Source organism: Boseongicola sp. (assembly GCA_014075275.1).
GTDB lineage: Bacteria > Pseudomonadota > Alphaproteobacteria > Rhodobacterales > Rhodobacteraceae.
On sequence record CP046179.1, the window covers coordinates 723,347 to 750,011 of the forward strand.

The 26,665-nt window shown below is 56.2% G+C and carries 25 protein-coding genes and 3 pseudogenes; 12 read left to right on the forward strand and 16 right to left on the reverse strand.

The window, feature by feature from the left end; genetic code table 11:
- Nucleotides 1–44 precede the first annotated feature (44 nt).
- Nucleotides 45–1,850: a phosphogluconate dehydratase gene (locus tag GKR98_03680; GenBank protein QMU57383.1), complete on the reverse strand. Its 1,806-nt coding sequence runs from the start codon at nucleotides 1,848–1,850 to the stop codon at nucleotides 45–47.
- A gap of 338 nt (nucleotides 1,851–2,188) precedes the next feature.
- On the opposite strand from GKR98_03680, the pseudogene GKR98_03685 reads away from it, so the two are divergent.
- Together GKR98_03685 and GKR98_03690 are read left to right on the forward strand one after the other, a co-directional pair.
- Nucleotides 2,189–3,381 (forward strand): annotated as a pseudogene (locus tag GKR98_03685) (RlmI/RlmK family 23S rRNA methyltransferase).
- A complete protein-coding gene (locus GKR98_03690) occupies nucleotides 3,378–3,923 on the forward strand; it encodes a PIN domain-containing protein (protein ID QMU57384.1) in 546 nt (181 codons plus the stop codon). Before GKR98_03685 ends, GKR98_03690 begins: the two are co-directional and overlap by 4 nt.
- Here GKR98_03690 and GKR98_03695 read toward each other — a convergent pair.
- Complete coding sequence (locus GKR98_03695) at nucleotides 3,911–4,609, reverse strand: M48 family metalloprotease (GenBank protein QMU57385.1); 699 nt, start codon at nucleotides 4,607–4,609, stop codon at nucleotides 3,911–3,913. The two genes, GKR98_03690 and GKR98_03695, sit on opposite strands and share 13 nt — an antisense overlap.
- Before the next feature lie 15 nt (nucleotides 4,610–4,624).
- Nucleotides 4,625–5,203, reverse strand: a complete 579-nt coding sequence (locus GKR98_03700) for a GNAT family N-acetyltransferase (protein ID QMU57386.1) — start codon at nucleotides 5,201–5,203, stop codon at nucleotides 4,625–4,627.
- Nucleotides 5,204–5,291: 88 nt separating this feature from the next.
- Between GKR98_03700 and GKR98_03705 the strand changes: the two genes are divergently transcribed.
- On the forward strand, nucleotides 5,292–6,164 hold the full coding sequence (locus GKR98_03705; GenBank protein ID QMU57387.1) for a LysR family transcriptional regulator: 873 nt from the start codon (nucleotides 5,292–5,294) through the stop codon (nucleotides 6,162–6,164).
- Here the strand turns inward: GKR98_03705 and GKR98_03710 are convergent.
- The 4 genes and pseudogenes from GKR98_03710 to GKR98_03725 all read right to left on the reverse strand — a co-directional run bounded on the left by GKR98_03710 (nucleotide 6,161) and on the right by GKR98_03725 (nucleotide 10,140).
- Nucleotides 6,161–7,345, reverse strand: a pseudogene (locus tag GKR98_03710) (VWA domain-containing protein). The gene GKR98_03705 and the pseudogene GKR98_03710 sit on opposite strands and share 4 nt — an antisense overlap.
- 163 nt (nucleotides 7,346–7,508) lie before the next feature.
- Nucleotides 7,509–8,864 carry a DUF2927 domain-containing protein gene (locus GKR98_03715; protein QMU57388.1) on the reverse strand — a complete coding sequence of 452 codons (1,356 nt, stop codon included), beginning with the start codon at nucleotides 8,862–8,864 and terminating at the stop codon, nucleotides 7,509–7,511.
- Nucleotides 8,861–9,301: a GNAT family N-acetyltransferase gene (locus tag GKR98_03720; protein ID QMU57389.1), complete on the reverse strand. Its 441-nt coding sequence runs from the start codon at nucleotides 9,299–9,301 to the stop codon at nucleotides 8,861–8,863. The genes GKR98_03715 and GKR98_03720 overlap by 4 nt, the downstream gene beginning before the upstream one ends.
- The gene (locus GKR98_03725) at nucleotides 9,301–10,140 is read right to left on the reverse strand and encodes an AAA family ATPase (protein ID QMU59953.1); all 840 of its coding nucleotides are present in this window, start codon (nucleotides 10,138–10,140) and stop codon (nucleotides 9,301–9,303) included. Before GKR98_03725 ends, GKR98_03720 begins: the two co-directional genes overlap by 1 nt.
- Nucleotides 10,141–10,347: 207 nt before the next feature.
- On the opposite strand from GKR98_03725, the gene dksA reads away from it, so the two are divergent.
- Complete coding sequence (gene dksA, locus GKR98_03730; GenBank protein QMU59954.1) at nucleotides 10,348–10,770, forward strand: RNA polymerase-binding protein DksA; 423 nt, start codon at nucleotides 10,348–10,350, stop codon at nucleotides 10,768–10,770.
- Nucleotides 10,771–10,925: 155 nt separating this feature from the next.
- On the opposite strand, the gene GKR98_03735 is transcribed toward dksA, so the two are convergent.
- The 3 genes from GKR98_03735 to ccmI are packed head-to-tail and all read right to left on the reverse strand — an operon-like array spanning nucleotide 10,926 to nucleotide 12,975.
- A complete protein-coding gene (locus GKR98_03735; GenBank protein ID QMU57390.1) occupies nucleotides 10,926–11,165 on the reverse strand; it encodes a DUF1289 domain-containing protein in 240 nt (79 codons plus the stop codon).
- Nucleotides 11,162–11,638: a Holliday junction resolvase RuvX gene (ruvX, locus tag GKR98_03740; GenBank protein QMU57391.1), complete on the reverse strand. Its 477-nt coding sequence runs from the start codon at nucleotides 11,636–11,638 to the stop codon at nucleotides 11,162–11,164. Before ruvX ends, GKR98_03735 begins: the two co-directional genes overlap by 4 nt.
- A complete protein-coding gene (ccmI, locus tag GKR98_03745) occupies nucleotides 11,635–12,975 on the reverse strand; it encodes a c-type cytochrome biogenesis protein CcmI (GenBank protein QMU57392.1) in 1,341 nt (446 codons plus the stop codon). The genes ruvX and ccmI overlap by 4 nt, the downstream gene beginning before the upstream one ends.
- 63 nt (nucleotides 12,976–13,038) lie before the next feature.
- On the opposite strand from ccmI, the gene GKR98_03750 reads away from it, so the two are divergent.
- Nucleotides 13,039–14,283: a sarcosine oxidase subunit beta family protein gene (locus GKR98_03750; protein ID QMU57393.1), complete on the forward strand. Its 1,245-nt coding sequence runs from the start codon at nucleotides 13,039–13,041 to the stop codon at nucleotides 14,281–14,283.
- Nucleotides 14,284–14,312: 29 nt separating this feature from the next.
- On the opposite strand, the gene GKR98_03755 is transcribed toward GKR98_03750, so the two are convergent.
- Complete coding sequence (locus tag GKR98_03755; protein ID QMU57394.1) at nucleotides 14,313–14,456, reverse strand: hypothetical protein; 144 nt, start codon at nucleotides 14,454–14,456, stop codon at nucleotides 14,313–14,315.
- 162 nt (nucleotides 14,457–14,618) lie between these two features.
- Between GKR98_03755 and GKR98_03760 the strand changes: the two genes are divergently transcribed.
- The 3 genes from GKR98_03760 to GKR98_03770 are packed head-to-tail and all read left to right on the forward strand — an operon-like array spanning nucleotide 14,619 to nucleotide 18,524.
- Entirely contained in the window at nucleotides 14,619–14,948 is a 330-nt protein-coding gene (locus GKR98_03760; protein ID QMU57395.1) for a sarcosine oxidase subunit delta, read from the forward strand.
- Nucleotides 14,945–17,959, forward strand: a complete 3,015-nt coding sequence (locus tag GKR98_03765) for a sarcosine oxidase subunit alpha family protein (protein QMU57396.1) — start codon at nucleotides 14,945–14,947, stop codon at nucleotides 17,957–17,959. The genes GKR98_03760 and GKR98_03765 overlap by 4 nt, the downstream gene beginning before the upstream one ends.
- The gene (locus tag GKR98_03770) at nucleotides 17,952–18,524 is read left to right on the forward strand and encodes a sarcosine oxidase subunit gamma (protein QMU57397.1); all 573 of its coding nucleotides are present in this window, start codon (nucleotides 17,952–17,954) and stop codon (nucleotides 18,522–18,524) included. The genes GKR98_03765 and GKR98_03770 overlap by 8 nt, the downstream gene beginning before the upstream one ends.
- A 71-nt stretch (nucleotides 18,525–18,595) precedes the next feature.
- On the opposite strand, the gene GKR98_03775 is transcribed toward GKR98_03770, so the two are convergent.
- Nucleotides 18,596–18,985: a hypothetical protein gene (locus tag GKR98_03775; protein ID QMU57398.1), complete on the reverse strand. Its 390-nt coding sequence runs from the start codon at nucleotides 18,983–18,985 to the stop codon at nucleotides 18,596–18,598.
- 43 nt (nucleotides 18,986–19,028) lie between these two features.
- Nucleotides 19,029–19,313, reverse strand: coding sequence for a hypothetical protein (locus tag GKR98_03780; GenBank protein QMU57399.1), 285 nt, complete (start codon nucleotides 19,311–19,313; stop codon nucleotides 19,029–19,031).
- Nucleotides 19,314–19,410: 97 nt separating this feature from the next.
- On the opposite strand from GKR98_03780, the gene GKR98_03785 reads away from it, so the two are divergent.
- Entirely contained in the window at nucleotides 19,411–20,388 is a 978-nt protein-coding gene (locus GKR98_03785) for a LysR family transcriptional regulator (protein QMU57400.1), read from the forward strand.
- 18 nt (nucleotides 20,389–20,406) lie between these two features.
- Here the strand turns inward: GKR98_03785 and GKR98_03790 are convergent.
- Nucleotides 20,407–20,484 (reverse strand): annotated as a pseudogene (locus GKR98_03790) (cupin).
- A 267-nt stretch (nucleotides 20,485–20,751) separates the two neighbouring features.
- Between GKR98_03790 and GKR98_03795 the strand changes: the two are divergent.
- Nucleotides 20,752–21,351 (forward strand): superoxide dismutase, encoded by a 600-nt coding sequence (locus tag GKR98_03795; protein QMU57401.1) that lies wholly within the window; start codon nucleotides 20,752–20,754, stop codon nucleotides 21,349–21,351.
- A gap of 678 nt (nucleotides 21,352–22,029) precedes the next feature.
- Here the strand turns inward: GKR98_03795 and GKR98_03800 are convergent.
- Entirely contained in the window at nucleotides 22,030–22,587 is a 558-nt protein-coding gene (locus tag GKR98_03800) for a TIGR00730 family Rossman fold protein (GenBank protein ID QMU57402.1), read from the reverse strand.
- A gap of 537 nt (nucleotides 22,588–23,124) precedes the next feature.
- On the opposite strand from GKR98_03800, the gene GKR98_03805 reads away from it, so the two are divergent.
- Together GKR98_03805 and GKR98_03810 are read left to right on the forward strand one after the other, a co-directional pair.
- A complete protein-coding gene (locus GKR98_03805; GenBank protein ID QMU59955.1) occupies nucleotides 23,125–24,192 on the forward strand; it encodes a LysM peptidoglycan-binding domain-containing protein in 1,068 nt (355 codons plus the stop codon).
- A gap of 93 nt (nucleotides 24,193–24,285) precedes the next feature.
- On the forward strand, nucleotides 24,286–26,100 hold the full coding sequence (locus GKR98_03810; protein QMU57403.1) for an ATP-binding cassette domain-containing protein: 1,815 nt from the start codon (nucleotides 24,286–24,288) through the stop codon (nucleotides 26,098–26,100).
- Between the two features lie 135 nt (nucleotides 26,101–26,235).
- Here the strand turns inward: GKR98_03810 and GKR98_03815 are convergent, their stop codons facing one another.
- On the reverse strand, nucleotides 26,236–26,661 hold the full coding sequence (locus GKR98_03815; GenBank protein ID QMU57404.1) for a hypothetical protein: 426 nt from the start codon (nucleotides 26,659–26,661) through the stop codon (nucleotides 26,236–26,238).
- Nucleotides 26,662–26,665 lie beyond the last annotated feature (4 nt).

Here is a 26,665-nt window from a genome sequence, read left to right on the forward strand (position 1 = left end):
CTTTGGGCCGAGGCCCTTGGCATGTCTCTTAATCAAGTTCTGGTTCAGACAACAGTGCCCGCGCCGTTGGTCGATAGCCCGCAATTGGCGCGGAACGCGGCAAACAACTCGCGCCCCATGCCCTCGGCATTGGCAGAAAGGTCCAGATCGACCGGCGTGCGATTGGTGAAATCGTCCTCAAGACAATCAAGGACACCTGTTGTTGCATCCACCCGAACCAGGTCACCATCGCGCAGCCGCGCAATCGGGCCGCCGTCCGCAGCCTCGGGTGACAGGTGAATGGCCGCAGGCACCTTGCCGCTGGCCCCCGACATGCGTCCATCGGTGACCAATGCCACTTTCAGGCCGCGCGACAGCAACACCGACAAGATTGGCGTCAGCGAATGCAGTTCGGGCATGCCATTGGCTTTTGGCCCCTGAAACCGCACGACAACGACAGTGTCTGCGGTGAATTCCCCGGCCTTGAAAGCCACTTTTACGGCTTCCTGATCTTCGAACACCCGCACCGGGGCTTCGACAACCTGACGTTCTGGCGCGACAGCGGAAACTTTCATCACCGAGCGGCCAAGATTGCCCTTCAATTCGCGCAAACCGCCAGTGGCCTGAAACGCGTCGCGGGCAGGGCGCAGGATTTTGTCGTTCAAGGTTTCGCGCGGCCCATCCCTCCAGACGATTGATCCGTCCTTCAGCGTTGGTTCCTGCGCATAATGCCCAAGCCCGTCACCGGCCACCGTGCTGGTATCAGGATGCACCAGACCATCGTCCAATAGCTGCCCGATCAAATAGGCCAACCCACCAGCGGCATGGAAATGGTTCACGTCTGCCAATCCGTTTGGGTAAACCTTTGCCATCAGCGGCGTCACCGCCGACAGATCGTTGAAATCCTCGATATCCAGAATGACACCTGCGGCGCGGGCCATGGCCGGCAGGTGCAGCACAAGATTGGTTGAGCCCCCTGTGGCCATCAACCCGACCATGCCGTTCACAAAAGCCCGTTCATCCAAGATCTCGGCCACCGGGCGATAGTCATTGCCTTCCGCCGTGATCGCCGCCGCCCGCCGCGTCGCCTCGACAGTCAAGGCATCACGCATCGGCGTGCCCGGATTGACGAATGATGACCCTGGCAAATGCAGCCCCATGAATTCCATCAGCATCTGGTTTGAATTCGCCGTGCCGTAAAATGTGCAGGTGCCCGGCCCGTGATACGAGGCCATCTCGGCCTCCATCAATTTGTCTCGCCCAACTTCCCCAGCCGCAAATTGTTGACGCACTTTGGCTTTTTCGTCATTTGGCAGGCCGCTGACCATCGGACCGGCAGGCACGAAAATGCCCGGAATATGCCCGAACGTGGCAGCGCCAATGACCAGACCGGGAACAATCTTGTCGCAAACGCCAAGATACATCGCCGCATCGAATGTGTTGTGCGACAGCGAAACGCCTGTCGCCAGCGCGATTACATCGCGGGAAAACAGGCTCAATTCCATGCCGGGCTGGCCCTGGGTAACGCCGTCACACATCGCTGGGACACCACCAGCCACCTGTGCGGTCGCTCCGGCCTCGCGGGCGGCAACCTTGATCTGATCCGGGTAGTCCTTGAACGGCTGATGGGCACTCAGCATATCGTTATAGGCTGTGATGATCCCGATATTGGGTGCTTTTTCAGCAATCAACGCTGCCTTGTCATCACCCATTGCGGCATAGGCGTGGGCCTGATTGCCGCACGCCAGATGCCCGCGTTTCACGCCAGCGTCCTGAGCGCGCGCAATCTTAGCCATATATGCGCTGCGTGCGGTGCGCGACCTCTCGACGATACGGTCTGTGACTTTTGCAACGGTGTCATTCAGGGGCATTGGGCTGCTCCGATCTGGATTTGTCGGTTCGCTATCACAAAATGATAGCGCTAACAATCCCCAAATTGCTGCGCTGCAACGCAGAATGCTGCGAGTGCATAGCGGCCATGCAAAAGGATCTGTTTTAGCGCTATCAGAACCTGCCTATGTGCCGGCTATCGAAACAAATCCTCCAAGGAACCGATATGAAATCCTCGTCCAAAGATCACTCCGTTGACCTGTTGGCTATTGAAGCCCGTGCACGTCAGCTTCGCGCCAATTGGATCCGCGACCTGTTTGCAGGCAAGAAAGCCCGCTAACGGACTTTCCGTTTTCCATTGATCGGGGTAGAGGGCGGCATGACAGATGCACGCCCCGCCATACGATTAAAGCCAAAAACCGATCCACGCCGTCTTCGGCGTGGTTTTCCATGGGCCTACGACAACGAAGTGGTCACCGACCGGCGAACGAAGTCGCTCGCGCCCGGCAGTATCGCACGACTGGAAGATGCCGACCGCAAACCAATAGCGACAGTTGCAGTTAATCCGAACTCCAAGATCTTCGCGCGGTTGCTGGATCGCGACCCCGACGCAGTGATTGATAGGGCTTGGATCGCCGCGCGGTTATCGCGCGCCTTGCAGTCAAGAAAAGCTATCTATTCCAGCGACTTCTATCGCCTAATTCACGCCGAAGCAGATGGTTTTCCCGGTGTCATCATCGATCGATTTGGCGATGTGGCCGTTGTTCAACCCAATGCCGCCTGGGCGGATACCCGGCTGAACGAACTGACAGAAGCGCTTATCGAAGTGACAGGCGTTTCCACCGTGGTCAAAAGTGCATCTGGCCGCGCGCGCAGTCTTGAAGGGCTGGATGATCAGTCAGCCGTTCTCAGCGGGTCTGTTGACGGCCCATTGCCCGTGCCCATGAACGGCGCAATCTATATGGCCGACCTGATGGGCGGGCAGAAAACTGGCCTGTTTTATGACCAACGCCCCAATCAAGCCTTCGTCGCCAAATTGGCCGAAGGAACCGAGGTGCTTGACGTGTTTTCTCATGTCGGCGGCTTTGCTTTGGCGGCGCTGGCTGGCAGAGCGACTAAGGCAACGGCGGTTGATGGCTCTGAGGCTGCATTAACACTGGCGCGCTCCGGTGCCGAGGCCATGGGCGTTTCTGACCAATTTGAGACACTGAGATCAGACGCTTTCGATGCCCTGCAGGGCTTTGCGGACGAGGGGCGCACATTCGGTACCGTCATTTGTGATCCGCCCGCCTTCGCGCCGCACCGACAGGCGTTGGAAGCGGGCCTGCGCGCATATGAAAAGGTCGCGCGACTGGCCACACCTTTGGTTGCACCGGGTGGCACACTAACGCTGTGTTCATGCAGTCATGCCGCCGATCTCGGTCAGTTCCGCACAGCATGCATTCGTGGCATCGGGCGCGGCGCACGGCGCAAATTCTGCGCACCGGCTTCGCCGGGCCTGACCATCCGCAGCACCCACATCTGGCCGAAAGCGGTTACCTGAAAACAATCACCTTCCGCATGCTGCCATGAAGGTGCTGATCGACGCTTGCGCTTTGTTCCCGACAGTCCTGCGCGAAATAGTGATTGGGGCCGCCGGGCAGGGCGCTTTCACGCCCGTTTGGTCCGCGCGGATACTAGAGGAATGGCGGCACGCGGCAGGCAAGAAAAGCCCACAGGATCAAGCAATCGCCGAGGTTGAAATCGCCACTCTGCGCCACGCATTCCCCGATGCCGAAGTGCCCGAGAGCCGCGAAACCCAACTGCGCCTGTCATTGCCTGACCTGGACGACATTCATGTTCTCACGGCGGCCATCGACGGCGGTGCGGGCGAACTTCTGACGCTCAACGTCAAAGACTTCCCAACCCGGACACTTGCCCGCGAAGCGGTTCTGCTGCGCCAGCCTGATGAATTCTTGTTGGAGATATTTCACAATGATCCCAAAGTGATGCAGGAAATTGTTGGGAATGTTCTGCAAAAAGCTGCGCACCATGGGATCAAAGTCTCCAACCCGCGTGCGGTGCTGAAACGCGCGCGTTTGCCGCGTCTTGGCAAGGCGCTTTACGCGTCCTGACCTGACTGCGACCACTTCACTTCCAGCTTTTCAATCGCCGCGATCCGGTCCTTGGTTTTCGGATGGCTCAAGATCCAGGCCGGTGTGGCCGCGCCGCGCGCTCCGGTCAATGTTTCCAACTTGGTAAACAGCGATTTCTGCGGCGCAGTCCCAATACCTGATTTCACCAGCAATGCCGAGGCATAGGCATCCGCCTCGTATTCGTCCGACCGGCTAAGCCGTGCTGCCAGCAAAGTCGCCATGAAATTCGCGATCATTACCCCGATCCCCGGCAGGAATCGCGACAGAACCATGGCCAAAGCGGTGCGCAGCGCATTTTGTCCTGAGAAATCGATCATCCGGCGGCGGGAATGGCCCAAGGCAACATGCCCCAATTCATGGGCGATGACGCTTGCCATTTCGTCCGCCGAGACCTCGCCACTGCGATACTTCTGGTAAAACCCGCGGGTGATGAAAATCCGCCCATCCGGCGCGGCCAATCCGTTGACCGGGTCAATCTCATAAAGATGCACGCGAATGCGGGGCAAATCCAACGACGCCGCCATACGGTCGGTCAGCACTTTCAGCATGGGGTCAGCCAGTTCGCTTGACTTGGCATCCAATTCGCGGCCCGTCCGCCAGACGGAAAAGCGATACATCACCAAACCATAAAGAATGGCCAGAAGTATGGGGGTGAACTTGATCATACCCCCTATATGGGGTCAGGCAGCGGCCCCGGCAATGTCAGCGATGGATTGGCCGTTTGGGACCAATATCTTTTCCATCTCATGGCCGGTAATTTGGCGTCCTTCAGACAGGGCGATGATGGTTGGTCCCGTGATTTTATATCCGCAGGCGCTGTATAGTCCGGCACCCATAATTGTCGCTGACATCGCCAGCTTGCGCACACCTTCGGCCATGGCCCTTTCTTCGATCAGTTCCATCATCTTTCGGCCCAAACCACGCCGCGCCATATCCGGCGAGACATACATGGCGCGCACAACACCTTCGTCGCTGCGGTATTCTTCGGCATGACCTTCAATGCCATGGGCATAGCCCGGCGTTTCCTGCGACCAGCCTCCACTGGCGATAATATCTCCGTCTTCGTCTTCGAAAACGTAGTATCTGCCTTCTGCGAGCAATTCCGGTGTGACCCTTTTCATTTCGCCGATGAACAGTTTCAGAATTTCTTCGGTGTAGTTGCCGTCGTTCAGTCCAAGAAAGGCACGATACTCAAGGTCCAGCAAACGATCCATATCTGCGAGCCGAGCTTCTCTGATTGTGAAAATTGTATCTTGCATGATGCTTTCCTTTGTCTGCGATTAGATTAGCTCGGTCAAATGGCATTACACAAACGAATTGATCTTATAGTCGATATTAGAGATATTAATGACCATGGACATTGATACACTGCGCACTTTCTTGGCGATTACTGAAACCGGCAGCTTCACCGGGGCCGGGTCTCGTGTGGGTCGAACCCAATCGGCCATTAGCCAGCAAATTCGTAAACTAGAAGACCGTCTCGGCGTTTCGCTATTGGTGCGCGGCGGTCAGGGCACCAGTCTGACAGCCGCTGGCACGCGCCTTGTGCCGCTGGCACGCGAGGTAATCGATGCACATGACCGTGCATTAGCTGCCTTCGGTGGCGAGGGCAGAGGCGGGCGCGTTGCCCTTGGCGTGCCAGAACTTTACGGCGAGCGTCTTGTGCCGCTGATCTTGCCTGAATTCCGGGAAAAATACCCTGACGTCGAAGTCACAATTGAGCAAAACGAAACGGCGGGTCTGTTACAGTCGTTAAACTCTGGTCGCCTTGACATGACCTTGTTCACAGATGCCGAAGGTGCGGTCGGGGTCGGTCCGGCGTTATATCGCAACGAGGTTGTCTGGGCCTGCGCAAAAGACCTTGAGCTTGAGAAATTGCGTCCTTTACCGGTCGTCGTCTGGCGCGAAGGGTCGCATCACAGACGGGTCATGTTGGGCGGTCTGGATCGCGCCGGCCTGCCATATCGTATCGCTTTATCTACCCAATCGGTCAGCGGCATCATGTCGGCGGTCAGTGCCGGTATCGGTTTGGGGATGATATTGAGGCTGAATCTGAGCAAAGACATGCGCGAGGTTCCGGCATCTGTGGGATTGCCGAAGCCGACCCCACCGGTCCTGTACCTTGCCGAGCATGAAAGCACCGTTCGCAATCCAGCCGCCATAGCCATGGCGCGCCATGTGCGCGAAACGGTTCCAAACCTGAAGATGACGCAAAACTAACTCAGACGTTTCATACCATCGGTCAGACCCGACAATGTCAGCGGCACCATCCGATCTGCGCCGATGATGTCCTGAACCATGCCAATCGACGTCGTGTATTGCCAATGGGCCTGCCTGACCGGATTGATCCACAACATTTCCGGCCACTGAAGAGCGGCGCGGTGGAGCCAGACCTCGCCCGCTTCTTTGTTCCAGTGTTCATTGGCGCCACCTGGAATTGCGATTTCATAGGGTGACATCGAGGCGTCGCCGACAAATATACATTTGTAATTCGAGCCATATTTGTTCAGCAGATCCCAGGTCGGGATTTGCGCGTTCCAGCGTCGCTGATTGCTTTTCCACACGCCTTCATAAAGACAGTTGTGAAAGTAATAATGCTCCAGATGCTTGAATTCGGTGCGGGCAGCGGAAAACAACTCTTCAACCAGTTGCACATGAGGGTCCATCGAGCCGCCCACGTCCAGAAACAGCAACACCCGCACCGCATTCCGCCGCTCGGGGCGGGTTTTGACATCCAGATATCCATGCTCAGCGGTTGAACGGATGGTGCCATCCAAATCCAGTTCATCCGCCGCCCCCTCGCGCGCCCACTGGCGTAGACGTTTCAGCGCAACTTTGATGCTGCGGGTGCCGATCTCGCGGGTGTCATCCAGATCGCGAAACGCACGTTTGTCCCAGACTTTAACCGCGCGTTGATGACGGCTTTCGGCCTGACCAATGCGCACACCTTCCGGGTTATAGCCATAGGCCCCGAACGGCGAGGTTCCGGCGGTGCCAACCCATTTCGACCCGCCCTGATGCCGGCCTTTCTGCTCTGCAAGGCGCTCGCGCAATGTCTCCATCAACTTGTCGAAACCGCCAAGCGCTTCGATTTAGGCCATTTCTTCGGCGCTCAAGTGCTTTTCGGTCATCTTAAGCAACCAGTCTTCAGGCAAATCCAGCGCGTCAATCACGGCATCCTGCGGGATGTTTTCGATGCCTTGAAACGCATGGGCAAACGCCTGATCAAACCGATCCAGATGGGACTCGTTCTTAACCATCGTTGTGCGTGCAAGATAATAGAACTCATCGACATCGTAGGTCGCCAGCCCGGCGTCCAGCGCAGACAGAAATGCCAGGTATTCGCGCAATGTGACCGGGACGCCGCCGTTTCGAAGTGTTTCGAAAAACGGCAGGAACATCAGGTCACCAGACGCTCGATCAGAATTGTGACAACACCGCCAAAAAGGCCAAAACAGATACCGAAGCCAAAGCCATACTGTAGCATATCCAACCGGTTTCCATTCCGACGCCGGGCAGTGTTGACCCCGAGTATGCTCCCAATCACAGCGGCTCCTAAAATGATCATCCTGCGGTCCTTTCGGCAATGCGCGGGCTGATCGCGCGGATTTGACGAGCCTGTTTCAAGACTTCGCTCTCACTTCCAAAGCCATAAAGACCCCAAGCCAGGGCTTCAGAGTAAATGTCGGCTGCTTGGTCGGAAAGGCCCATAATCTCTAGGGCTTCTGCTTTCACCAGCAGCATTCGAGATAAAAGCACAGCATTCTCTGATTGCTTTGCAATATTTAGATTTCGGTTGACCAGCGCCACTGCAGTTTCCGTCTGTCCGACCGATAGTTGATATGTTGCCAACTGAAGTGCTACTCGCGCCTCCTGAATGGCAGTATCGGCGCGATTAGCATAAATGCGCCCGGCGGCAAGATAGGCATTCAATGAAATATCGGGCCGCTCTTTCAGAGTCAGTTCTCCATGCAAAAAATGCGAAAGTGCTAAGTGCAAACTCAACCTTCCAGCGGGGCGGGCCAGGTCGATTGCGCGCTGGGCGTCGGAAACGCCATGGTTTGATAGGTGCCTAGGCTGAGTCGCTTTTTTGAAAGCTGCTTGCCAGGCTGTCATGCGCGGGGCGGGCGGAGCAATTCCACCGTGTCCGCCTTGTGGATTGATTCGCGATAAAATTGCTGGCAACCTTGCGGCAACCGCGTTCCGGCTTATGCCATTTTGAAGCGCGCTATCGTAATAAGTGCGCAAAATGAGCATATCAAATCCCGTTAAAACAGAGTGAAAATTGTCGTCGTTAAATACGGACTGGCTTAAACGATAAAGATCGTTCACCGGACCAAGTGCCTGCGATATTTCTTCGTGAAGACAGTCGCGCTGGTCCTGCGGGCTAGCGTCTATTGGCAAGAAAACCGCCATCTGCTTGCGTATTTTTAAGCTGCTTAAGAACGTCTCGGGCGCATGACGCTTCTTTGAAAAATCATCCCAGTCTTCTACGTTTGGTCGCACTAAGCAGGCCGCAGATGGCTCAATGCTCTTAATTTGAGATCGGCGGACCAGTTGCACAATGATCGACGCCGCACCTTTGCCTGGGATCCGATGAATATCGATTTCCGCCTCGGTTCGCAGACGTGAAAGCAATCTGTCCAGATCGTGCATAAATACCGGAGTCGCTTTGCCGAGCACCCGAACAGTTACCGGACCTTCAAACCGTGTGAATACCGGTAGTTTCCTTCCAAGCTCCGAGGTAAATGTCAGATCCAGAAAGTCGCGAGCAATCTGCGTGTTTGATCCCGCCGGCGAGGGCTGAGCAGCACTTTCAAATGTTTTCATTGGCGGTAATGCCGTCTCAGCATCCAAAGTTTCGGGCACGCCGCAGGCCGACAGCGCTGCCAAGGCAAACAAAACGAAAAGAAACCTCATACGGGTCGCCGATACACAATAAAGGGCGTCAGTTCGCCGATCCGGTCATAAAGTTTGCGCGCCTCGGCGTTGAAATCCTGGGTTTGCCAGTATACGCCCGGCGCGCCCATCGCATCGGCGGCGGCATAAACCGCTTCAATCAACCTACGCCCGATCCCCTGACCGCGTACCGCGGGATCAGCATAAAGGTCTTGAAGATAACAGGTGTTTTCGACCTTCCAGCCATGGCGGTGAAACAGATAATGCGCCAGGCCAACCGGTGCCCCATCTACTTCGGCAATCAGCCCATGAAAGTCCTGCGGGTCGTTGCCCAAAAGACGCTCGAAATAGGTCTGGTAAATCTCGTCAGGCAACTCGGTCTCATAGAACGCCAGATACCCGTGCCACAAATGGCACCAATCGCCATAGTCCCGGCGCTCAAGCGGGCCTATCTGCATTACGACTGCCTCCGCGCCAGAAACGCCAGGCGTTCGAACAACTGCACATCCTGCTCGTTCTTAAGCAAGGCACCATGCAGCTTGGGTAAGGCGTCGGTGCCATCACGGCGCAAATCCTCGGGCGACAAATCCTCGGCAAGGATCAGCTTAAGCCAATCCAAAACCTCGCTGGTCGAAGGTTTCTTGCGCAGACCATTTGTCTCGCGCACCTCAAAGAATTGGGTCAGCGCCGTGGTCAACAAATGATCCTTGATGCCGGGATAATGCACCTCAACGATCGACCTCAGCGTTTCCAGATCAGGAAAGCGGATATAGTGGAAAAAGCAGCGGCGCAGAAAGGCGTCCGGAAGCTCTTTTTCGTTGTTCGAGGTGATGATGACCACCGGGCGATGTTTTGCGCGAATTGACTCGCCGGTTTCATAGATATGGAATTCCATCCGATCCAGCTCTTGCAGCAGATCGTTGGGAAACTCGATATCGGCCTTGTCGATCTCGTCGATCAACAAAACCACCCGTTCGTCGGCGGCAAAAGCGTCCCACAACTTGCCCCGGCGAATGTAAGCCGAGATATCGTGCACCCGATCTTCGCCCAACTGGCTGTCGCGCAACCGGCTGACAGCATCGTATTCATACAGGCCCTGCTGGGCACGGGTGGTGGATTTGACGTGCCACTCGATAATGGGCATCGAAAGCGCGTCGGCGACCTGGCGCGCAAGTTCAGTTTTGCCGGTGCCAGGCTCGCCCTTTACCAACAACGGACGCTCCAGTGTAATCGCGGCGTTTACCGCAATCGCCAGATCCTGCGATGCGATATAGGCATCGGTCCCCTGAAACTTCATCGTCGTCACTCGTGTGATTGCCGCCGTCCGGCGTGAACCCTAGCTTGCGGGGCGGGGGCCTTCAAGAGCACGCAGTGTTGCACCGATCGTGTAGTGACAAGCCTTTGATGATGAGTTACATGCCCGCCAACGAGGAGCCGGATGGCCGAGCCGTTTTACCAGAATTGTCGTCCGGGGTGAGTGCCAATGATAAAAAAGGTGAACAAGGTGAAAGCTGAAGTATTTCTGCCAGACGATTACCGCCCAGCCGACGACGAACCCTTTATGAACGAGCTTCAGACCGAATATTTTCGGCGTAAGCTTCTGAACTGGAAAGCGGAACTGATGGGAGACAGCAAGTCGACCATCGAAGGTCTGCAGCACACAACTCGCAACATTCCTGACATTGCCGACCGCGCCAGCGAAGAGACGGATCGCGCACTTGAACTGCGCACAAGGGACCGCCAGCGCAAACTGGTTTCGAAGATCGACGCAGCTTTGCGGCGAATCGAAGAGGGCGAATACGGCTATTGCGAAGAGACCGGTGATCCGATCTCATTGAAGCGCCTGGATGCCCGTCCAATTGCCATCATGAGCCTGGAAGCGCAGGAGCGTCATGAGCGCCGTGAGAAAGTTCACCGCGACGATTGACCGCCACGAATTCACAGTAGAATGTTTGAAAAGGTCCGGCTTAAGCGCGGGCCTTTTATCTTGTCAAATTGCGCGCCTTAAGGCGCATACAATGATTTGCGCCGGCTTCGCCGTCGCGGTGGCCTCCGGCGGAAGTATTTTTAGACAGAAGAAGATCAGGTGGATCTGTATCGAGACCGACCAGAGCGCCCGCCGCGTCGTCCGGGCAACAGGGCTTTTCGCTTGGGCAAGGCATCCATGATCGCTTGACGCTCTTCGGGGGTTTTTCGCATCCATCCGGCGATTTCGTCGCCCGTCCGGTGGCAACCGATGCAGTTGCGTGCTTCGGGATGAATGACGCAGATTTTGACGCAAGGACTTTGGATCTCGTCCCGTTTCCAGACGTCGTCGCTCATGGGGTGGCCTCGATATTGCTCAGGCGGTCGAGCGCGCCCTGCAGGATGTAGGAGGCCGCAACATGGTCGATGACTTCGGCGCGGCGTTTGCGCGATGTGTCGGCCTCCAGGAGCGCACGCTCGGCGGCAACCGTTGACAGGCGTTCGTCCCAGAAGGTGATGGGCAGTTCGGTTAGCCGTTCCAGATTGCGGGCGAAAGCGCGGGTCGACTGGCACCGTGGGCCTTCGCTGCCGTCCATGTTCAGGGGCAGGCCAAGAACGATCCCCGAAATGGCCCGGTCGCAACAGATTTCCATCAACCGTGCGGCATCAACTCCGAACTTTTTGCGCCGGATGGTTTCCAGCGGTGTGGCAACCTGGCGAAAACCATCGGATACAGCAACACCGATGGTAACAGTGCCCAAGTCCAGCCCCATAAGCGGGGTCCGCGCAGCGATGTGCGGGACAAAATCGGTCAGGGAGTCGGTGATCATCGATCCCCCAGCGCGGCGGCCTGGGCCGCATTGATCAGAGCCAGTGCGCCGGCATCGCGTTCAAAGACCACACGGGCCTCTTCGGCGATGGCAAAGGCGCGCTCGTCTTGTCCAAGGACACCCAGCGACCGGATCAGGCGCGCCCAGTCTTCCGGTGGCCCCCCTTCATCTGCCAAGCGCGCTGCCAGACCCGAAACCATGTTCTGGATCATATCGCGTCTTGTCTCGGCATCCAGTTCCTGAGCCGCGGCAATATCTTCTGCGCTGGGTCCAAAAACCTCGGGTGGATCATATCGCACGCCTGCCGTCGCTGCGAGATCGCCAATTTCGGCACGGATGGCGTCGAACCAGGGCGCATCCGGCCCGCTGGTCTCTAACAGTCGGCGCCAGATAGGGAAAGCAAGGTCGGCGCGCCCTGCCTGAGCTTCTGACAAACCCAGATAATACAACGCAGCACCGCTGTTGGGCACCTCCTGCAGGATGACGTCCAACACAGCCTCGGCTTCGGGCGAGACATAGCCGCCAGCCGCAAAGACCATAATATCCAAAAGTCGCTGACGATCGGCAAGCGTGTCTGTATCGCCTTTCGCTTGGACCAGCCGCTCTTGTGCCTGACGCGCGGCGGTATAGTTGCCAAGCCGGGCCTCGAATTGAGCAAGAAGCGTCAACCCGCGCACGTCGTCAGGCCGCTCTTCCAGGGCGGCGCGCAGACGCGCCATCTGGTCCTGAAAATCCTGGGGCGCTTCGGAGACCGGCGGCAGGAGGTCGCGCGCAACCGCTTCTGCTTCAGTTTGGCTGGGGCGCTCAGCGCGCGCGGTTTCGATGGCGTCCAATCGCGCTGTCATGGGCAAATCACCATACCCCGGCGCACCGAAGTAAGCATAAAGACCAAAAGTGCCTCCCAACACGAACAGCGTTACCATAGCCAGTGCCGGTAGGCTTTGCCCGGCGGACAGGGCAGGTCGCGCCGATGCCCGTTTGTCTGCATCCAGAAGCCGTCGTGCGACTTCGGTGCGAGCAGTTTTGGCTTCGTCTTCGCTCAGGACGCCTCGTGCAAGATCCCGTTCGACGTCGTTAAGCTGATCTTTGTAGAGAGCAATGTCAGATTCGGCCGCTGAGACCGCGCTTTTTTCGCTTCGCGCAGCCAGCAATGCCGAAACAAGCAAGGCCACGATGGCCACAGCAAGTCCAAGGGTTATCAACCAGAATATCATGCTCCCCATGTAGTCGTCGAAATCGAATAGCCCAAGGCAATTTATCAAAATGCGACAAGCGATCACCAACGCGTGTCGCGAAACCACATTACCGTGCCGCTTTGCCATCTTCACAAAGCCCATGAAATTTTGTCAAAGAGGGGCAATTGTCGGGATTGGACCGGCACCCCGGGGAGTCTGTGACCAATGGGCCGTTATTCTGCATTTGCCGTCGCCCGCGAGGCGTTTCGAAATCACAAAGGCTGGACCCGCGCCTGGGCCTCGCCCGAGCCAAAGCGCAAGTATGATGTGATCATCATCGGTGCGGGCGGGCACGGCTTGGCGACCGCCTATTATCTTGGCAAGAACCACGGCATCCGCAATGTGGCGATCCTGGAAAAAGGTTGGCTTGGGGGCGGCAACACGGGGCGCAATACCACCATCATACGGTCGAACTATCTACAGGACCCTTCCGCGGCGATCTACGAAAAGGCGCGTAGCCTTTACGAAGACCTCAGCCAGGACCTGAATTACAACGTTATGTTCAGCCCCCGTGGCGTGATGATGCTGGCCCAGACCGAACACGAAGTTCGCGGCTATAAGCGCACCGCCCACGCTAACGCTCTGCAAGGTGTCACAACCGAATACGTCGACCCCGAGCGCGTGAAAGAGCTTTGCCCGATCATCGAAACCCGTGGCCCTCGTTACCCTGTTCTGGGTGCGCTATGGCAGGCCCGTGGCGGCACCGCGCGTCATGATGCCGTGGCTTGGGGATACGCGCGCAAATGCTCGGAAATGGGCATGGATGTGATCCAGAAATGCGAAGTCACAGGCGTGCGGTCAGAAGGCGGCAAAGTCGTCGGCGTTTCCACAAGCAAAGGCGACATCGATTGCGACAAGCTGGGCGTCGTCGTGGCCGGGCATTCCGGCCACCTCGCCGATATGGCGGGTTTCCGGCTGCCGATTGAATCCGTGGCGCTTCAGGCGCTTGTGTCCGAGCCAATCAAACCCTGCATGGACGTGGTGGTTATGGCCAACACCGTCCACGGCTACATGAGCCAGTCCGACAAGGGCGAGATGGTCATCGGCGGCGGTGCGGACGGTTACAACAATTACACTCAGCGCGGTTCCTTCCACCACATCGAAGAAACGGTACGGGCTCTGAACGAAACCTTCCCGATTATCTCGCGCTTGAAGATGCTGCGTCAGTGGGGCGGGATCGTGGACATGACCGGGGATCGCTCGCCAATCCTGTCGAAGACGCCGCTCGAAAACTGCTTCATCAACTGCGGTTGGGGCACCGGTGGCTTTAAGGCTATCCCGGGATCAGGTTGGGGAATGGCGGAACTGATGGCGACCGGCCACTCACCTTTGACCGAGGCTTACACCTTGGATCGCTTCCGCGAAGGCCGGTTCATTGATGAGAGCGTGGCAGCTGGGGTGGCGCACTGATGTCGATTGTTCGGTTTAGCAGCAGATTGCTACTTCCAATACTTCCACTTCGCTCCGCCACCTTTGGCGCGGTTGCCGGTGCGGTCGGGTTTGGTGTCCATTCCGCGCCAGACCGCGACGACGGCGACGGCCAGCAAAAGGGCAATGGGCATGATTTGAAGCGCAGGTTTCATTGCTCTCACATGGGTGTTGAGCCTCGGCACAACAAGCGTAGCGTCGAATTTATTGGCCGGTTTGCAAAGTCTTACCAAGGTCTTACCGCTGCGTTCGGGTCCACCGACGTAATACCGACGCGATACAGACAGGTCGTTTTTCCCATTTTTCAGGGGTACAACATGCTGATTATAGATTGCCCATACTGTGGCATTCCGTGCGATGAAACCGAGCTCAGCCCCGGCGGCGAAGCCCACCTTAAGCGCCACGGCCCTGGTTCGTCAGATGACGAGTTTGAAGGCTATCTTTTCAAGCGTGAAAATCCGCGTGGTGTGCACTTTGAACGCTGGCGTCATGCCAATGGCTGCGGCAAGTGGTTCCATGCGGCCCGCGATACCATGACCCTTGAGGTCTTTGGCACATATTCGGCGCAAGTATTTGATCCACCTAAAGAAATTTGCGACGCCGTCACCAAGAAAAGACCCGGTTGGTCCTGGAGGGACTTCCAATGAGCCATCGTCTGGAATCCGGCGGGCGTCTGATCGACCGTAGTCAATCCAAGGGCTTCACCTTCAATGGTCGCGCCATGCGCGGTGTGCAGGGCGACACACTTGCTTCGGCGCTTCTGGCCAACGGTCAGACGCTGATGGGACGCTCATTTAAATACCACCGACCACGTGGCGTTGTTGCCTCGGGCGCGGAAGAGCCGAATGCGCTGGTAAACCTAGGAAAAGAAAAGACTTTCGAACCCAATGCCCGTGTCACAACCACCGAACTTTTCGACGGGCTGACAGCAGAAAGCCAGAACCACTGGCCAAGTCTCGAGTTCGATATCGGCGCGGTCAACGCCAAGCTGTCGCGCTTTCTACCCGCTGGTTTTTACTACAAGATGTTCATGTGGCCACGCGCGTTCTGGAAGCACGTTTACGAGCCCATCATTCGTCAATCGGCTGGTCTGGGCAAGGCACCAAAGCATCGCGATGCAGATCACTACGAGCACTTTAATATCAACGCCGATGTCCTTGTTATTGGGGGTGGAATCGCTGGTCTGACTGCCGCTAAATCTGCTGCAGAAGCCGGTGCCGAAGTTCTGCTTTTTGAACAAACTTCGGAATGGGGCGGCCGCGCGCCGGTAGACGGTTCCGAGGTCGACGGACAGCCTGCCGACGATTGGATCAAAGCAACGGTAACGGCGCTTGAAGCCATGCCAAACGTCCGTATCCGCACCCGCACCATGGGCGCAGGCATCTATGACCACGGCTATGCCTTGGCCTATGAACGCATCACCGATCACGCCCCCGACCCGAACCTGCCGCGCCACCGTTTGTGGCGCATCCGCGCCGCTCAGATTATCACGGCGACCGGTGCCATCGAACGTCCTTTGTCTTTCGCCGGCAATGACTTACCCGGTGTCATGCTGGCCTCGACAGTGCGCGACTACGTGGTGAATTTCGGCGTCGCCCCGGGTCAACGCACAGTCGTTGTCACCAACAATGACGACGGTTATCGCACCGCATTGTCCCTGAAAGCCGCCGGTCTCGACGTTCCAGCCGTGCTGGACGCCCGCATCAGCGCCGCTGGCCCGCTGGCCGAAGCCGCGAAAGAGCAGGGCATCCGCGTCGTTCCCGGTCGCGGTATCGCCAAGGTTACCGGAAAGGGTAAGGTTGAAACCGTCTACATCTGCGACCAACTCGGCGAAGGTGCTGTTCTGGAAGAGATTTCCGCCGATTGCGTCGCCATGGCAGGTGGTTGGTCTCCCATCGTTCACCTCTGGTCCCACTGCGGCGGCAAGCTCAACTGGTCGGACGAAAACGCCCATTTCCGCCCCGATCCTAACCGCGCGCCAACAGGCGCAGAGGGCGAGGCCTTCGTTCATGTCGCAGGCACGGCCAACGGTCATCTGCACACTGCGGATGCATTGGCGGATGCCTTCGAGGCAGGTCGCACCGCTGCCGCTGCTGCTGGTCACAAGACCCGCAAGAAGGCCAATGTCCCAACGGCTGCCGCTGAAGACGCACAACCCATGGCACCGGTGTGGAACATGCCTGCCAAGGCATCCTATGATCTGCGCTCGAAAACCTGGTTGGACTACCAGAATGACGTGAAGGTCACAGACGTTGAACTGGCAGCCCGCGAAGGCTTTGAATCGGTTGAACACACCAAGCGTTACACCACGCTCGGCATGGCCACAGATCAGGGGAAACTTAGCAATATCAACGGCCTTGCCGTGCTCAGCCAACAGTTGGGCGAAGATATTCCCAAAGTTGGCACCACGACATTCCGCCCGCCTTACACGCCGATTTCCATGGGTGTTATCGGTGGCGAAGCGCGCGGCGACCTGTTCCAGCCCATCCGTCGCACGCCGATGTATGAATGGAACGACAGCAACGGTGCCCATTGGGAGCCCGTTGGCCATTGGCGACGCCCTTACGCCTACTTGAAAGGCGAGGAAACTGTTCATGACGCCGTCGTGCGCGAAGTAAACGCCGTGCGTAACCGGTCCGGTCTGCTGGACGCGTCTACGCTTGGCAAGCTCCTGGTCAAAGGACCCGACGCGGGCAAGTTCCTCGACATGATGTACACCAACATGATGTCGAACCTGAAGGTCGGCAAATGCCGCTATGGCCTGATGTGCTCGGAGAACGGCTTCCTCAGCGATGACGGCGTTGTGGCCCGCATCGATGAAGACACCTGGCTTTGCCACACCACCACCGGCGGTGCCGAGCGTATCCATGCACACATGGAAGAATGGCTGCAAACTGAATGGTGGGACTGGAAAGTCTACGTCACCAACGTGACCGAACATTACGCTCAGATCGCCGTTGTCGGCCCGCACGCGCGCCAAGTCCTTGAAAAGCTGGGCGGAATGGATGTCTCGAAAGAGACTTTGCCGTTCATGCAATGGGCCGACGGGGCCATCGGCAACTTCTCGGCGCGGGTTTTCCGCATCTCTTTCTCGGGTGAACTCAGCTACGAAATCGCCGTTCCTGCCAGTCAGGGCCGCGCCTTCTGGGATGCACTCTTGGAAGCCGGGGAAGAGTTCGGGATCACGCCATACGGCACTGAAGCGCTGCACATCCTCAGGGCAGAAAAGGGCTTCATCATGATCGGTGACGAAACCGACGGAACAGTGATCCCGCAAGACCTTGGTCTGAACTGGGCGATCTCAAAGAAGAAAGAAGACTTCATCGGCAAGCGCGCTCAGGAGCGTGACCATATGACCGATCCCTACCGCTGGAAGCTGGTCGGCCTTGAAACCACGGATGGCTCGGTGCTGCCGGATGGGGCCTATGCCGCTGAGCCCGGCATTAACGACAATGGCCAGCGCATTACCGAAGGTCGTGTAACATCAACCTATTACTCGCCAACGCTGGACCGTGGCATCGCGATGGGGCTGGTCCTGCGCGGGCCTGATCGCATGGGCGAAGTTCTGGATTTCCCGAAGATCGACGGCGAAGTTGTAAAGGCCAAAATCGTCGATCCGGTCTTCTTTGATCCCGAAGGGGAGAAGCAAAATGTCTGAGGCAGCAAGCGCATTGGACGGGGTTACCGCCAGCGGAACCATCGAAGTTGTCGAGTCCGGATTGCAAGGCATGATCACCCTGCGCGGTGATCTGTCTGATGAAAGTCTCACCGCAGCTCTGGCCAAGGCGGCGGGCGTCGAAATTCCGGCACCTCGTCAGGTCACCTCGTCGGACGCCGGACAAATGCTCTGGATGTCGCCGGACGAACTGATGCTGCTATGTCCCCATGACGAGGCGGAAGTCCGCGTGGCGGCCATCTCGGCGGCACTGGCTGGTCAACACCACATGGCCGTTAATGTATCGGACGCGCGTGCGTATTTCCGTCTGACGGGCGAAGGCGCAGCAATCCGAGAAGTGCTGGCAAAGATTTCCCCTGCCGACATGCGGGATGCGTCTTTACCGGTTGGCGAAGCCCGCCGCACCCGTCTTGCACAGGTTGCTGGCGCATTCTGGTTCAGCGCTGATGGCGAGGCCCATCTGATCTGCTTCCGTTCGGTTGCGCAGTATGTGTTTGATTTGCTGAAGATTTCATCTGTTTCTGGAAGCGACGTTGGTCACTTCTGAGTTTTCCCAAAAGCAAATGCGAAAAAGCCGGGCTTTGTGCCCGGCTTTCTTGTTTCTGGGGTATGGTGAACTCAGTCGTGTAGTCGAAACACACCGCTGATGACTTCTATGTCGGGCTTGCCGCGGATCCGATAAGCCGCCGGAATGCTCTTTGCCAGATCCGATTGAAAGAAGGCGCCCATCGCTTCCTTGCTCTCCCAAATGTAAACCGCGCCGTATGTGTTCGCACTGTTAAGTTCCACGTAATACTTCTGAACTAGACCATCCACATCGCGAAACTCTTCACGCCGTTCCCGCGCTTTGGCCAGAACCACATCACGGGGCAGGGTGGTTTCAAAGCGAATGATTTGCACAACCGTGGCGTCGTCAGCGGAACCGCTGTCGCTGGCTTGGGCAACGACCGGAGTGGCCAGGATAGTTGCGGCAAAGGCGGTCAGTTTCAGTTTGCGTAGAAAAGTCATGTTCAGTCTCCAGGATGTAAGGGTGATTTTAGGAACATGAAGATCAGCGCAGCGCCATGATCAGTTCGTGAATGTCGACTTTGGGCGCGCCAACAATGCCGTAGGCCGCCGGGATCGTTTTCGCCAATTCGCTGTCACGGAAAGACGCCATGGCAGAGGGCGAGTCCCAGATGTAGAAGCCGCCGTATTGGTTCGGGGCATTGAGCTTCAGATAGTATTTCTGGTGAAGGTCAGGGATCGCTTGAAAATCTGGTTTGCGGGCGTCGGCAACGGCACGGACCTCGGCATCGCTAAGGGAGGTTTCGAACTGAACAAATTGGATCATCATGGCTGGGGTTCCTTTGGCGTTTGGTTTGTTTCGTTTGGTAAGTTCAAGATTGTCTGTTTGATTGCGCAAGGAAATTCGCTAATATCGCAATGAGACTTTGCAAAAACGGACAGACAGGATTGCACCAGTGACTACGCGAACCGCGAACGACCTAGAGTGGAACGACCTTTCCCTGATCCTTGCCATCGGTCGTGGAAACGGTTTGTCGGGGGCATCTCGTGCACTTGGGCAAACCCACAGCACGGTATTTCGCCGCATCAACGCCGTTGAAGAACGAACCGGCGTTCGTTTCTTTGATCGTTTCCGCAAAGGCTATGTCGCGACCGAGGCCGGGCAAAAAGCGATTGAATACGCTGAACGGATCGAAGCAGAAGTGCATGCCCTTGGCCTGGAAGTGCTCGGCCAAGACGGCGAGTTGCGCGGACGCATCCGCCTGACATGCCCCGAGGTGTTCGCCCAGGAACTCGCACCCGGCATTGCTGCCCGGTTTCTGGCCAAGCACCCCGAAATCCGGCTAGACGTCACACCGGGTCACGGAACCGTCGATCTCAATAAACGCGAGGCTGAAGTCGCCATTCGTGCAACAAGATCACCGCCGGACAGTGCTTATGGACGCCGGATCTGCGATTTTCGCTTCGCCACCTTTGCGACGCCCGAATATATGGGGGAACATGGCGAAACGCCCATCGACCAGCATGATCTTTGCGTCATCGAAGGAGCGATGTCATGGCTTGTACCGCAAGTTCTTCCGTCGCTGGAGCACGCCATTGAGCGGACAGTTTTTCAATGCAGCGCCACCAAGGCGGTGCAGAATGCGATAGCCGCCGGCATGGGGATCGGGTTTCTTCCGTGTTACGTTGGCGATGTTGATGACCGGCTTATCCGCGTAACAGAGACTTTCCCGCATCTGGACATGAAGCTGTGGATCCTGACGCACCCCGATTTGCGCAACACCGCGCGTGTAAGGGCGTTGATGACCCATCTTTACGATGATCTGGCCTATGACATCGACGTGTTTGCGGGTTTGACCAAGACACCAAGTGGAGACACCAACCTTTTAGTCGGAAAAGCCTAGAAGACGGGGTTAGCGAATAAACTGATCCACGTAGACCATCACGCCGTTCACCTGAAAATATGTAATCATTTCATCTACATCCTCGGGAACCACAATCTCTTCCAGCGCCTCTTTCGGGAATGGAAGCTGATAGGGCGTCATTGGGTTTGTCTCATCTGATTGAAACGGCATATCGGTTCCCTGCAAATTGGCTGCTGAATGCTGAACGAACTTCGCGATGTCGACACATTCTGGCCAATGTTAAAAGGCTGATCCCTTGGATAGGTTTTCTGAGCGATTGGCCAACATAGGCTTGACCCCACGGCACATGCGGCACAGGTAGGGTGTCAGACATCATATCCATGAACCGAGAGGGGCCCTGACATGGCTTTTGAACTTCCCGATCTTCCTTACGCCCACGACGCGTTAGCAGCGCATGGCATGAGCGCTGAGACCCTGGAATACCACCACGATCTGCACCACAAGGCCTATGTGGACAACGGCAACAAGCTGATTGCTGGCACAGAATGGGACGGCAAAACGCTGGAAGAGATCATCGTTGGTACATACGATTCTGGTGCGGTTGCCCAGAACGGTATCTTCAACAACATCAGCCAGCTTTGGAACCACAACCAGTTTTGGGAGATGATGGGCCCAGGCGGCGGTGGCATGCCGGGCAATCTGGAAGCGGCTATCAACCAAAGTTTCGGATCGGTTGATGAGTTCAAGTCGCAGTTCTCGGCTGCCGGTGCTGGTCAGTTCGGCTCTGGCTGGGCATGGCTGGTCAAGAATGCCGACGGCTCGCTTGCGGTGACGAAAACCGAAAACGGCGTGAACCCATTGTGCTTTGGTCAGACCGCATTGCTCGGCTGTGATGTGTGGGAGCATTCTTACTACATCGATTTCCGCAACAAACGCCCGGCATATCTGTCGAACTTTCTGGACAATCTGGTGAACTGGGAAAACGTCGCCAGCCGGATGTAAGGCGTCGACCATGGAAGAACTGCGAAAGCGCGCCCGATGGCGCGCTTTTTTGGCTGAATGCCCGATTTTCGGACAATTCGGACAAGCGATACAGGCTGTAAATCTAGCGCTCGGCGTTTAATCCCGCCATTTGAGTGCCGACCAGATTAAATCGCGAACCAGAATAGAAATCACTACGAATTACCCACCCGTTGATGCACTTTGAACTGGGTGCGGCGTTGATTAATTCGTATTTGGAAACTAACCAGCGTCAAGAAGATTGGTTGTTCACATATTCTTCTCAATTGTGGCCGAAATTTGGCACGGGCGACCGAAGGCAATAGCGTTTCCAAATCAGAAAATTTGTGAAGAGGTGACAATGAAGTACGTATTTATCGCAGCTATAGTTGCACTTACGCCGACACTGGGCTTGGCTCATAGCGTTGGGGAAGCGGGGGACAATGATTCCACCGGACACTTTAACGCGGAGGTAGCGATTGACAAGAACCGAAGCCAGGGTCGCGTAGGGTTTCATCCCAAAACCAGTAATGTCGGAAAACCCGACTAATAAATCTTTTGGTTAGGGCGCTTTCCCGAGCGCCCTTCCGGCTTGATTTCTTGAAACCCACAGCATCTAAATGGTTTCATTTATCGCTTTTGCGATCCAAGGCACCTTTGCCAACTATGGGCTCAGAGCGGTCATTCAGTTTTCTTGCTTATCGCTTCGATGGTCTCGTCCACAGTTTCTGAGATCACAAAAAAGTCTTTGATCGAATTATCTGCAAATCCCTGGTCAATTATGTGGTCAATAAGAGCGATCAACGGCTCCCAAAATGACTCGATATTCAACAGCACAATGGGTTTTGCGTGAAGCCCAAGCTGCGCCCATGTCAGCACTTCGAAAAACTCGTCCAACGAACCTGCGCCTCCGGGCAGGATCACAACTGCATCCGCGTTCATGAACATCACCTTCTTCCGCTCATGCATAGTTTCGGTAATGATGCGGTCACCATAGACGCGGCGAGGTGCCTCGCGATCCAGCAGATGGGTTGGAATGATGCCCAGAACGTCAGCCCCGGCCGTGGTCGCCGCATCCGCAACTGCCCCCATCAATCCAACATCACCGGCACCATAGACCAAACGCCAGCCGTTGTCGGCAATCGCCTGACCCATCTTCTGACCGGCTTTCAGGAACGCCGGGTTTGCACCCGGACGGGAACCGCAGTAGACGCAAACCGAGAGTGATGATGATGACATCTTGCAAATCCCTTTGACTAAACGGGTTTTGACCCTTGATAGAGGTGTTGTTATGGTCTCTCAAGCGCCATCGGGACGAACAATTTGGCGTGATCGGGGATGGATGCCGCTGGCAGGAGATAGCCTTTGAAAGCGACGTGGGTAGGTGGAACCGTAGCGGTTGTCATCGCAATTGTGCTGGCAGTGTTTTTTGGACTGCGAAATGGGGAAGAAGACGTCGCCATAGATGGCAGCGGCGTTGCAGAAGACGTTGCGGTTGTGGTTGAAGAAACGTCGACTGACGAAGGAATAACTGCTGTCGAAACGCCCGCGCCCGAACCGGTCGCCGAAGCTGAGCCTGAAACTCAAACAGAACCAGTCGATGAAGGCCCGAAATTTAGTAGCGCAACCTTTGATATCGTTCGTGTTGAGCCGGACGGCGAGACGGTGATTGCAGGTCGTGCAACACCGGGTGCCAACATTACTTTGAATTTGGATGAAACCCCGGTGGGGGAAGCTGAAGTTGATCCGACCGGGAACTTTGTTGCACTGCTGTCGCTGGGAAGATCGGATGTGCCTCGGGTTTTGTCATTGGTTGAGACTTTGCCGGACGGCACAGAGCTTGTGGCGGAAGCATCGGTCATCCTGGCGCCGAGCCCAGAAGTCCTGATTGCTGAGGCTGACACAGACGCGGAAACGGGCGAAGAAACCGTCGCCGCCGTTTCCGAGGAAGTGAACGCGGCTTCAAACGCGGAAGCTGTCGATACCGGAACGGTAGAGCAGTCGACTTCAGCCGAGGCCCCGGAAAATAAAGAAACGGCGGACGACACCACTGTAACCAGCGCCGATGTCGCCACCGCAGATACAACAGAGACAGACGGGCAATTGGAAGATCAATCAACTGAGGTGGCTTCAGGGGGAAGCACTGCTGCGAACGATCAAATTGTGGGTGTCACTGAGAACACAACGGAACAAGTTGCGACGGCGACTGTCGACGAAAATGCAGAACCGGATACGGTTGCAGTGGCCGATGACGCAAATGCCGAGGCTCCGGAATCAGAAGACGTTTCAACCGAACCCGCAGCTCCAACAGTACTTCTGGCCGACAGCGAAGGTGTCCGCGTTTTGCAGTCTGGTGGCAGCGGGCCGCAGGTGCTTGAGAACGTTTCAATTGACGCCATCAGCTATGACAGCGACGGCGAGGTCGCCCTGTCCGGTCGGTCAACTGGTCAAAGTGCCGTTCGCGTGTACATCAATAATCAACCCATCCTGGAAACTGACATAGGCGAAGATGGCCAGTGGCGCGCCGACTTGCCAGATGTCGACACCGGAACCTATACGCTTCGCGTTGACGAGCTCGACGCCGAAGGAGCTGTAGTTTCGCGAACTGAAACGCCGTTCCGCCGAGAGCCGGTCGAAGCTATTCGCGCACTGGACACTAGCGGCGGCACTCAGAGCGCGCCGGTAGCTTTGATTACCGTACAACCCGGCAACACGCTTTGGGGTATTGCCCGCGAAAAGTATGGTGAAGGACTGCTATACGTGCGCGTGTTTGAAGCGAACTCGGATCGCATCCGTGACCCTGATCTAATTTACCCTGGCCAGATATTCACCGTACCTAACTGATCGCACATCCACCTGTGCAAAGAATTGCGCCCAGATTGGGTGGAACTTCTCGTGCGGTGACCATAGGTTAAGTCCTCGGTATGAGGGGCAGACATGAGCGACACATTTTCCGCCGGAAATGAACGGCGCAGCGGTATGCGTACAATTCGCAAGGTCGCGCCATATCTGTGGCCGGATGCACATCCTTGGGTGAAGCAGCGTGTTGTTCTTGCGATGATTGCTTTGTTCATCTCAAAGCTGATCTCAGTCGGGACGCCATTCTTTTACAAAGCTGCGGTAGATGCTTTGGCAGGTGATGCCACCGACGCGGCATGGATGCTTGGAATGGGGGCTGTGGGCCTGACAGTCGCCTATGGTGTTGCACGCCTAATGACCGTCGGGTTTCAGCAATTGCGCGATGTCATCTTTGCTGCGGTGGGCCAACGGGCTTTGCGGCAACTTGCGTTGGAGACATTCACGCATATCCACCGCCTGAGTCTGCGCTATCACATCACACGGAAAACCGGGGGCCTGTCGCGTATCATCGAGCGTGGCGTGAAGGGTGTCGAGTTTCTTCTCAGATTCCTATTATTCTCGATCGGCCCATTGAACATCGAATTGCTGATGATCGCGGTCGTTTTGGCCGTGGTATTTGATGTCAGCTACGTCGCGGTCATCGCAGTGACGATTGGCATCTACATCGTTTTCACGTTCAAAGTGACCGAATGGCGGGTGAAGATCCGCAAAGAGATGAATGATCAGGATACCGATGCAAACCAAAAGGCTATCGACAGCCTTTTGAACTTTGAAACTGTGAAGTATTTCGGGGCAGAGTCTCGCGAAGCCGAACGTTATGATGTGGCGATGGCAGGCTATGAGCAGGCTGCGCTGAAAACCTCTTATTCACTGGGTTTTCTGAATTTCGGCCAATCGGTGTTGATTACAGCAGGTCTTGTAATTGTCATGGTTATGGCAGCAATGGGGGTCGCAGAGGGGCGTTTGACGGTTGGTGATTTCGTCATGGTTAACGCCTATATGATTCAGATCACCATGCCGCTGAACTTTCTCGGCACGGTTTACCGTGAAATCCGCCAAAGCCTTGTTGATATGGGCGAGATGTTTGATCTGCTGGAGCAACCGCAAGAGGTTGAAGACAAGCCCGGCGCGAGGACATTAGAAGTTAGTGGGGGACGGGTTCAGTTCCAAGACGTGCATTTTGGCTATGAGGCCGAGCGGCCGATCCTTATGGGTTTGACCCTTGACGTGGAAGCCGGCCAAACCGTTGCAATTGTTGGGCCCTCGGGGTCGGGCAAGTCAACCATCGGACGTCTCTTGTTCCGATTCTATGATGTTGGTGACGGTGCACTTGTGATCGACGATCAAGACGTTCGCGACATTACCCAGGATAGCTTGCACGCCCAGATCGGCGTGGTTCCTCAGGACACAGTGCTGTTCAATGATACCGTCTACTACAACATCGCCTATGGTCGACCAGAAGCCAGCCGCTCGGAAGTCGAAGCAGCGGCTAAGGCCGCTAAAATTCACGATTTCATTTCCAGCCTCCCTGATGGCTATGAAACAACCGTGGGGGAACGCGGGTTGAAACTTTCAGGCGGTGAAAAACAACGCGTTGGTATCGCGCGAACGCTCTTGAAGAACCCGCCTATTCTCCTTTTGGATGAAGCAACTTCTGCTCTCGACACTGAAACCGAAGCTGAAATTCAAACCGAGCTTCAGGCGATGGGGCAGGGGCGCACAGTCATCACCATCGCGCATCGACTTTCAACGATTGCCCACGCGGACCGGATCGTCGTGCTTGAAAAAGGCGTGATCGTCGAAGAAGGCACCCACGATGATTTGCTGGAGCAGGATGGGCGTTATTCGTCGCTGTGGCATATGCAGGCTTCGGAAGACGAAGCGGCCGCCTGAGTAATTCTTCATCGCCGATTAAATGTGGATTTTTTGGTGTTTCCATCTTCGCTCTGAAGAATTTAGCGTCGGATCAGCGACAAATTCGTTACGCAACATTTGGGTTTAAGAAATAGTCGCAATGCTTTGAATGCTTCAGCGATCCCGTTCAATCTCGTTGGGGCCGAAGAAAGCCAAACACATCGCCATAAAAAACGAAAGCGTCGCCAACTCCCCGCCTTCTTCCAAAATGTTGAAAAGACCTTCAAGAACGTCTCGAGGGCCGCTCATGAAAAAGTCCAAAGCGCCGTGGGCAACGTCCACACCTGCACCAAAAAATGCGAAGCCGAGAAGAGAGATGCAAAGCAACTTTAAGTCGAGTTCGAATTCCTGATTGGTTTTCCGAAGTGCGGCAATCATGAAAGATAGTAGCATGACCCCGAACACCAAAAAGACAAAAGGTTCGCCACGGCTTTGGATATGCAATTTGGAAAGCGGCCCGGTGGTGATCAGATGGCCTATCTGGCGTGCCAGAGCGTCGTGAATTTCGAAGAAGTCATCGATTAGTTTCGAAGAAGTCATCGAT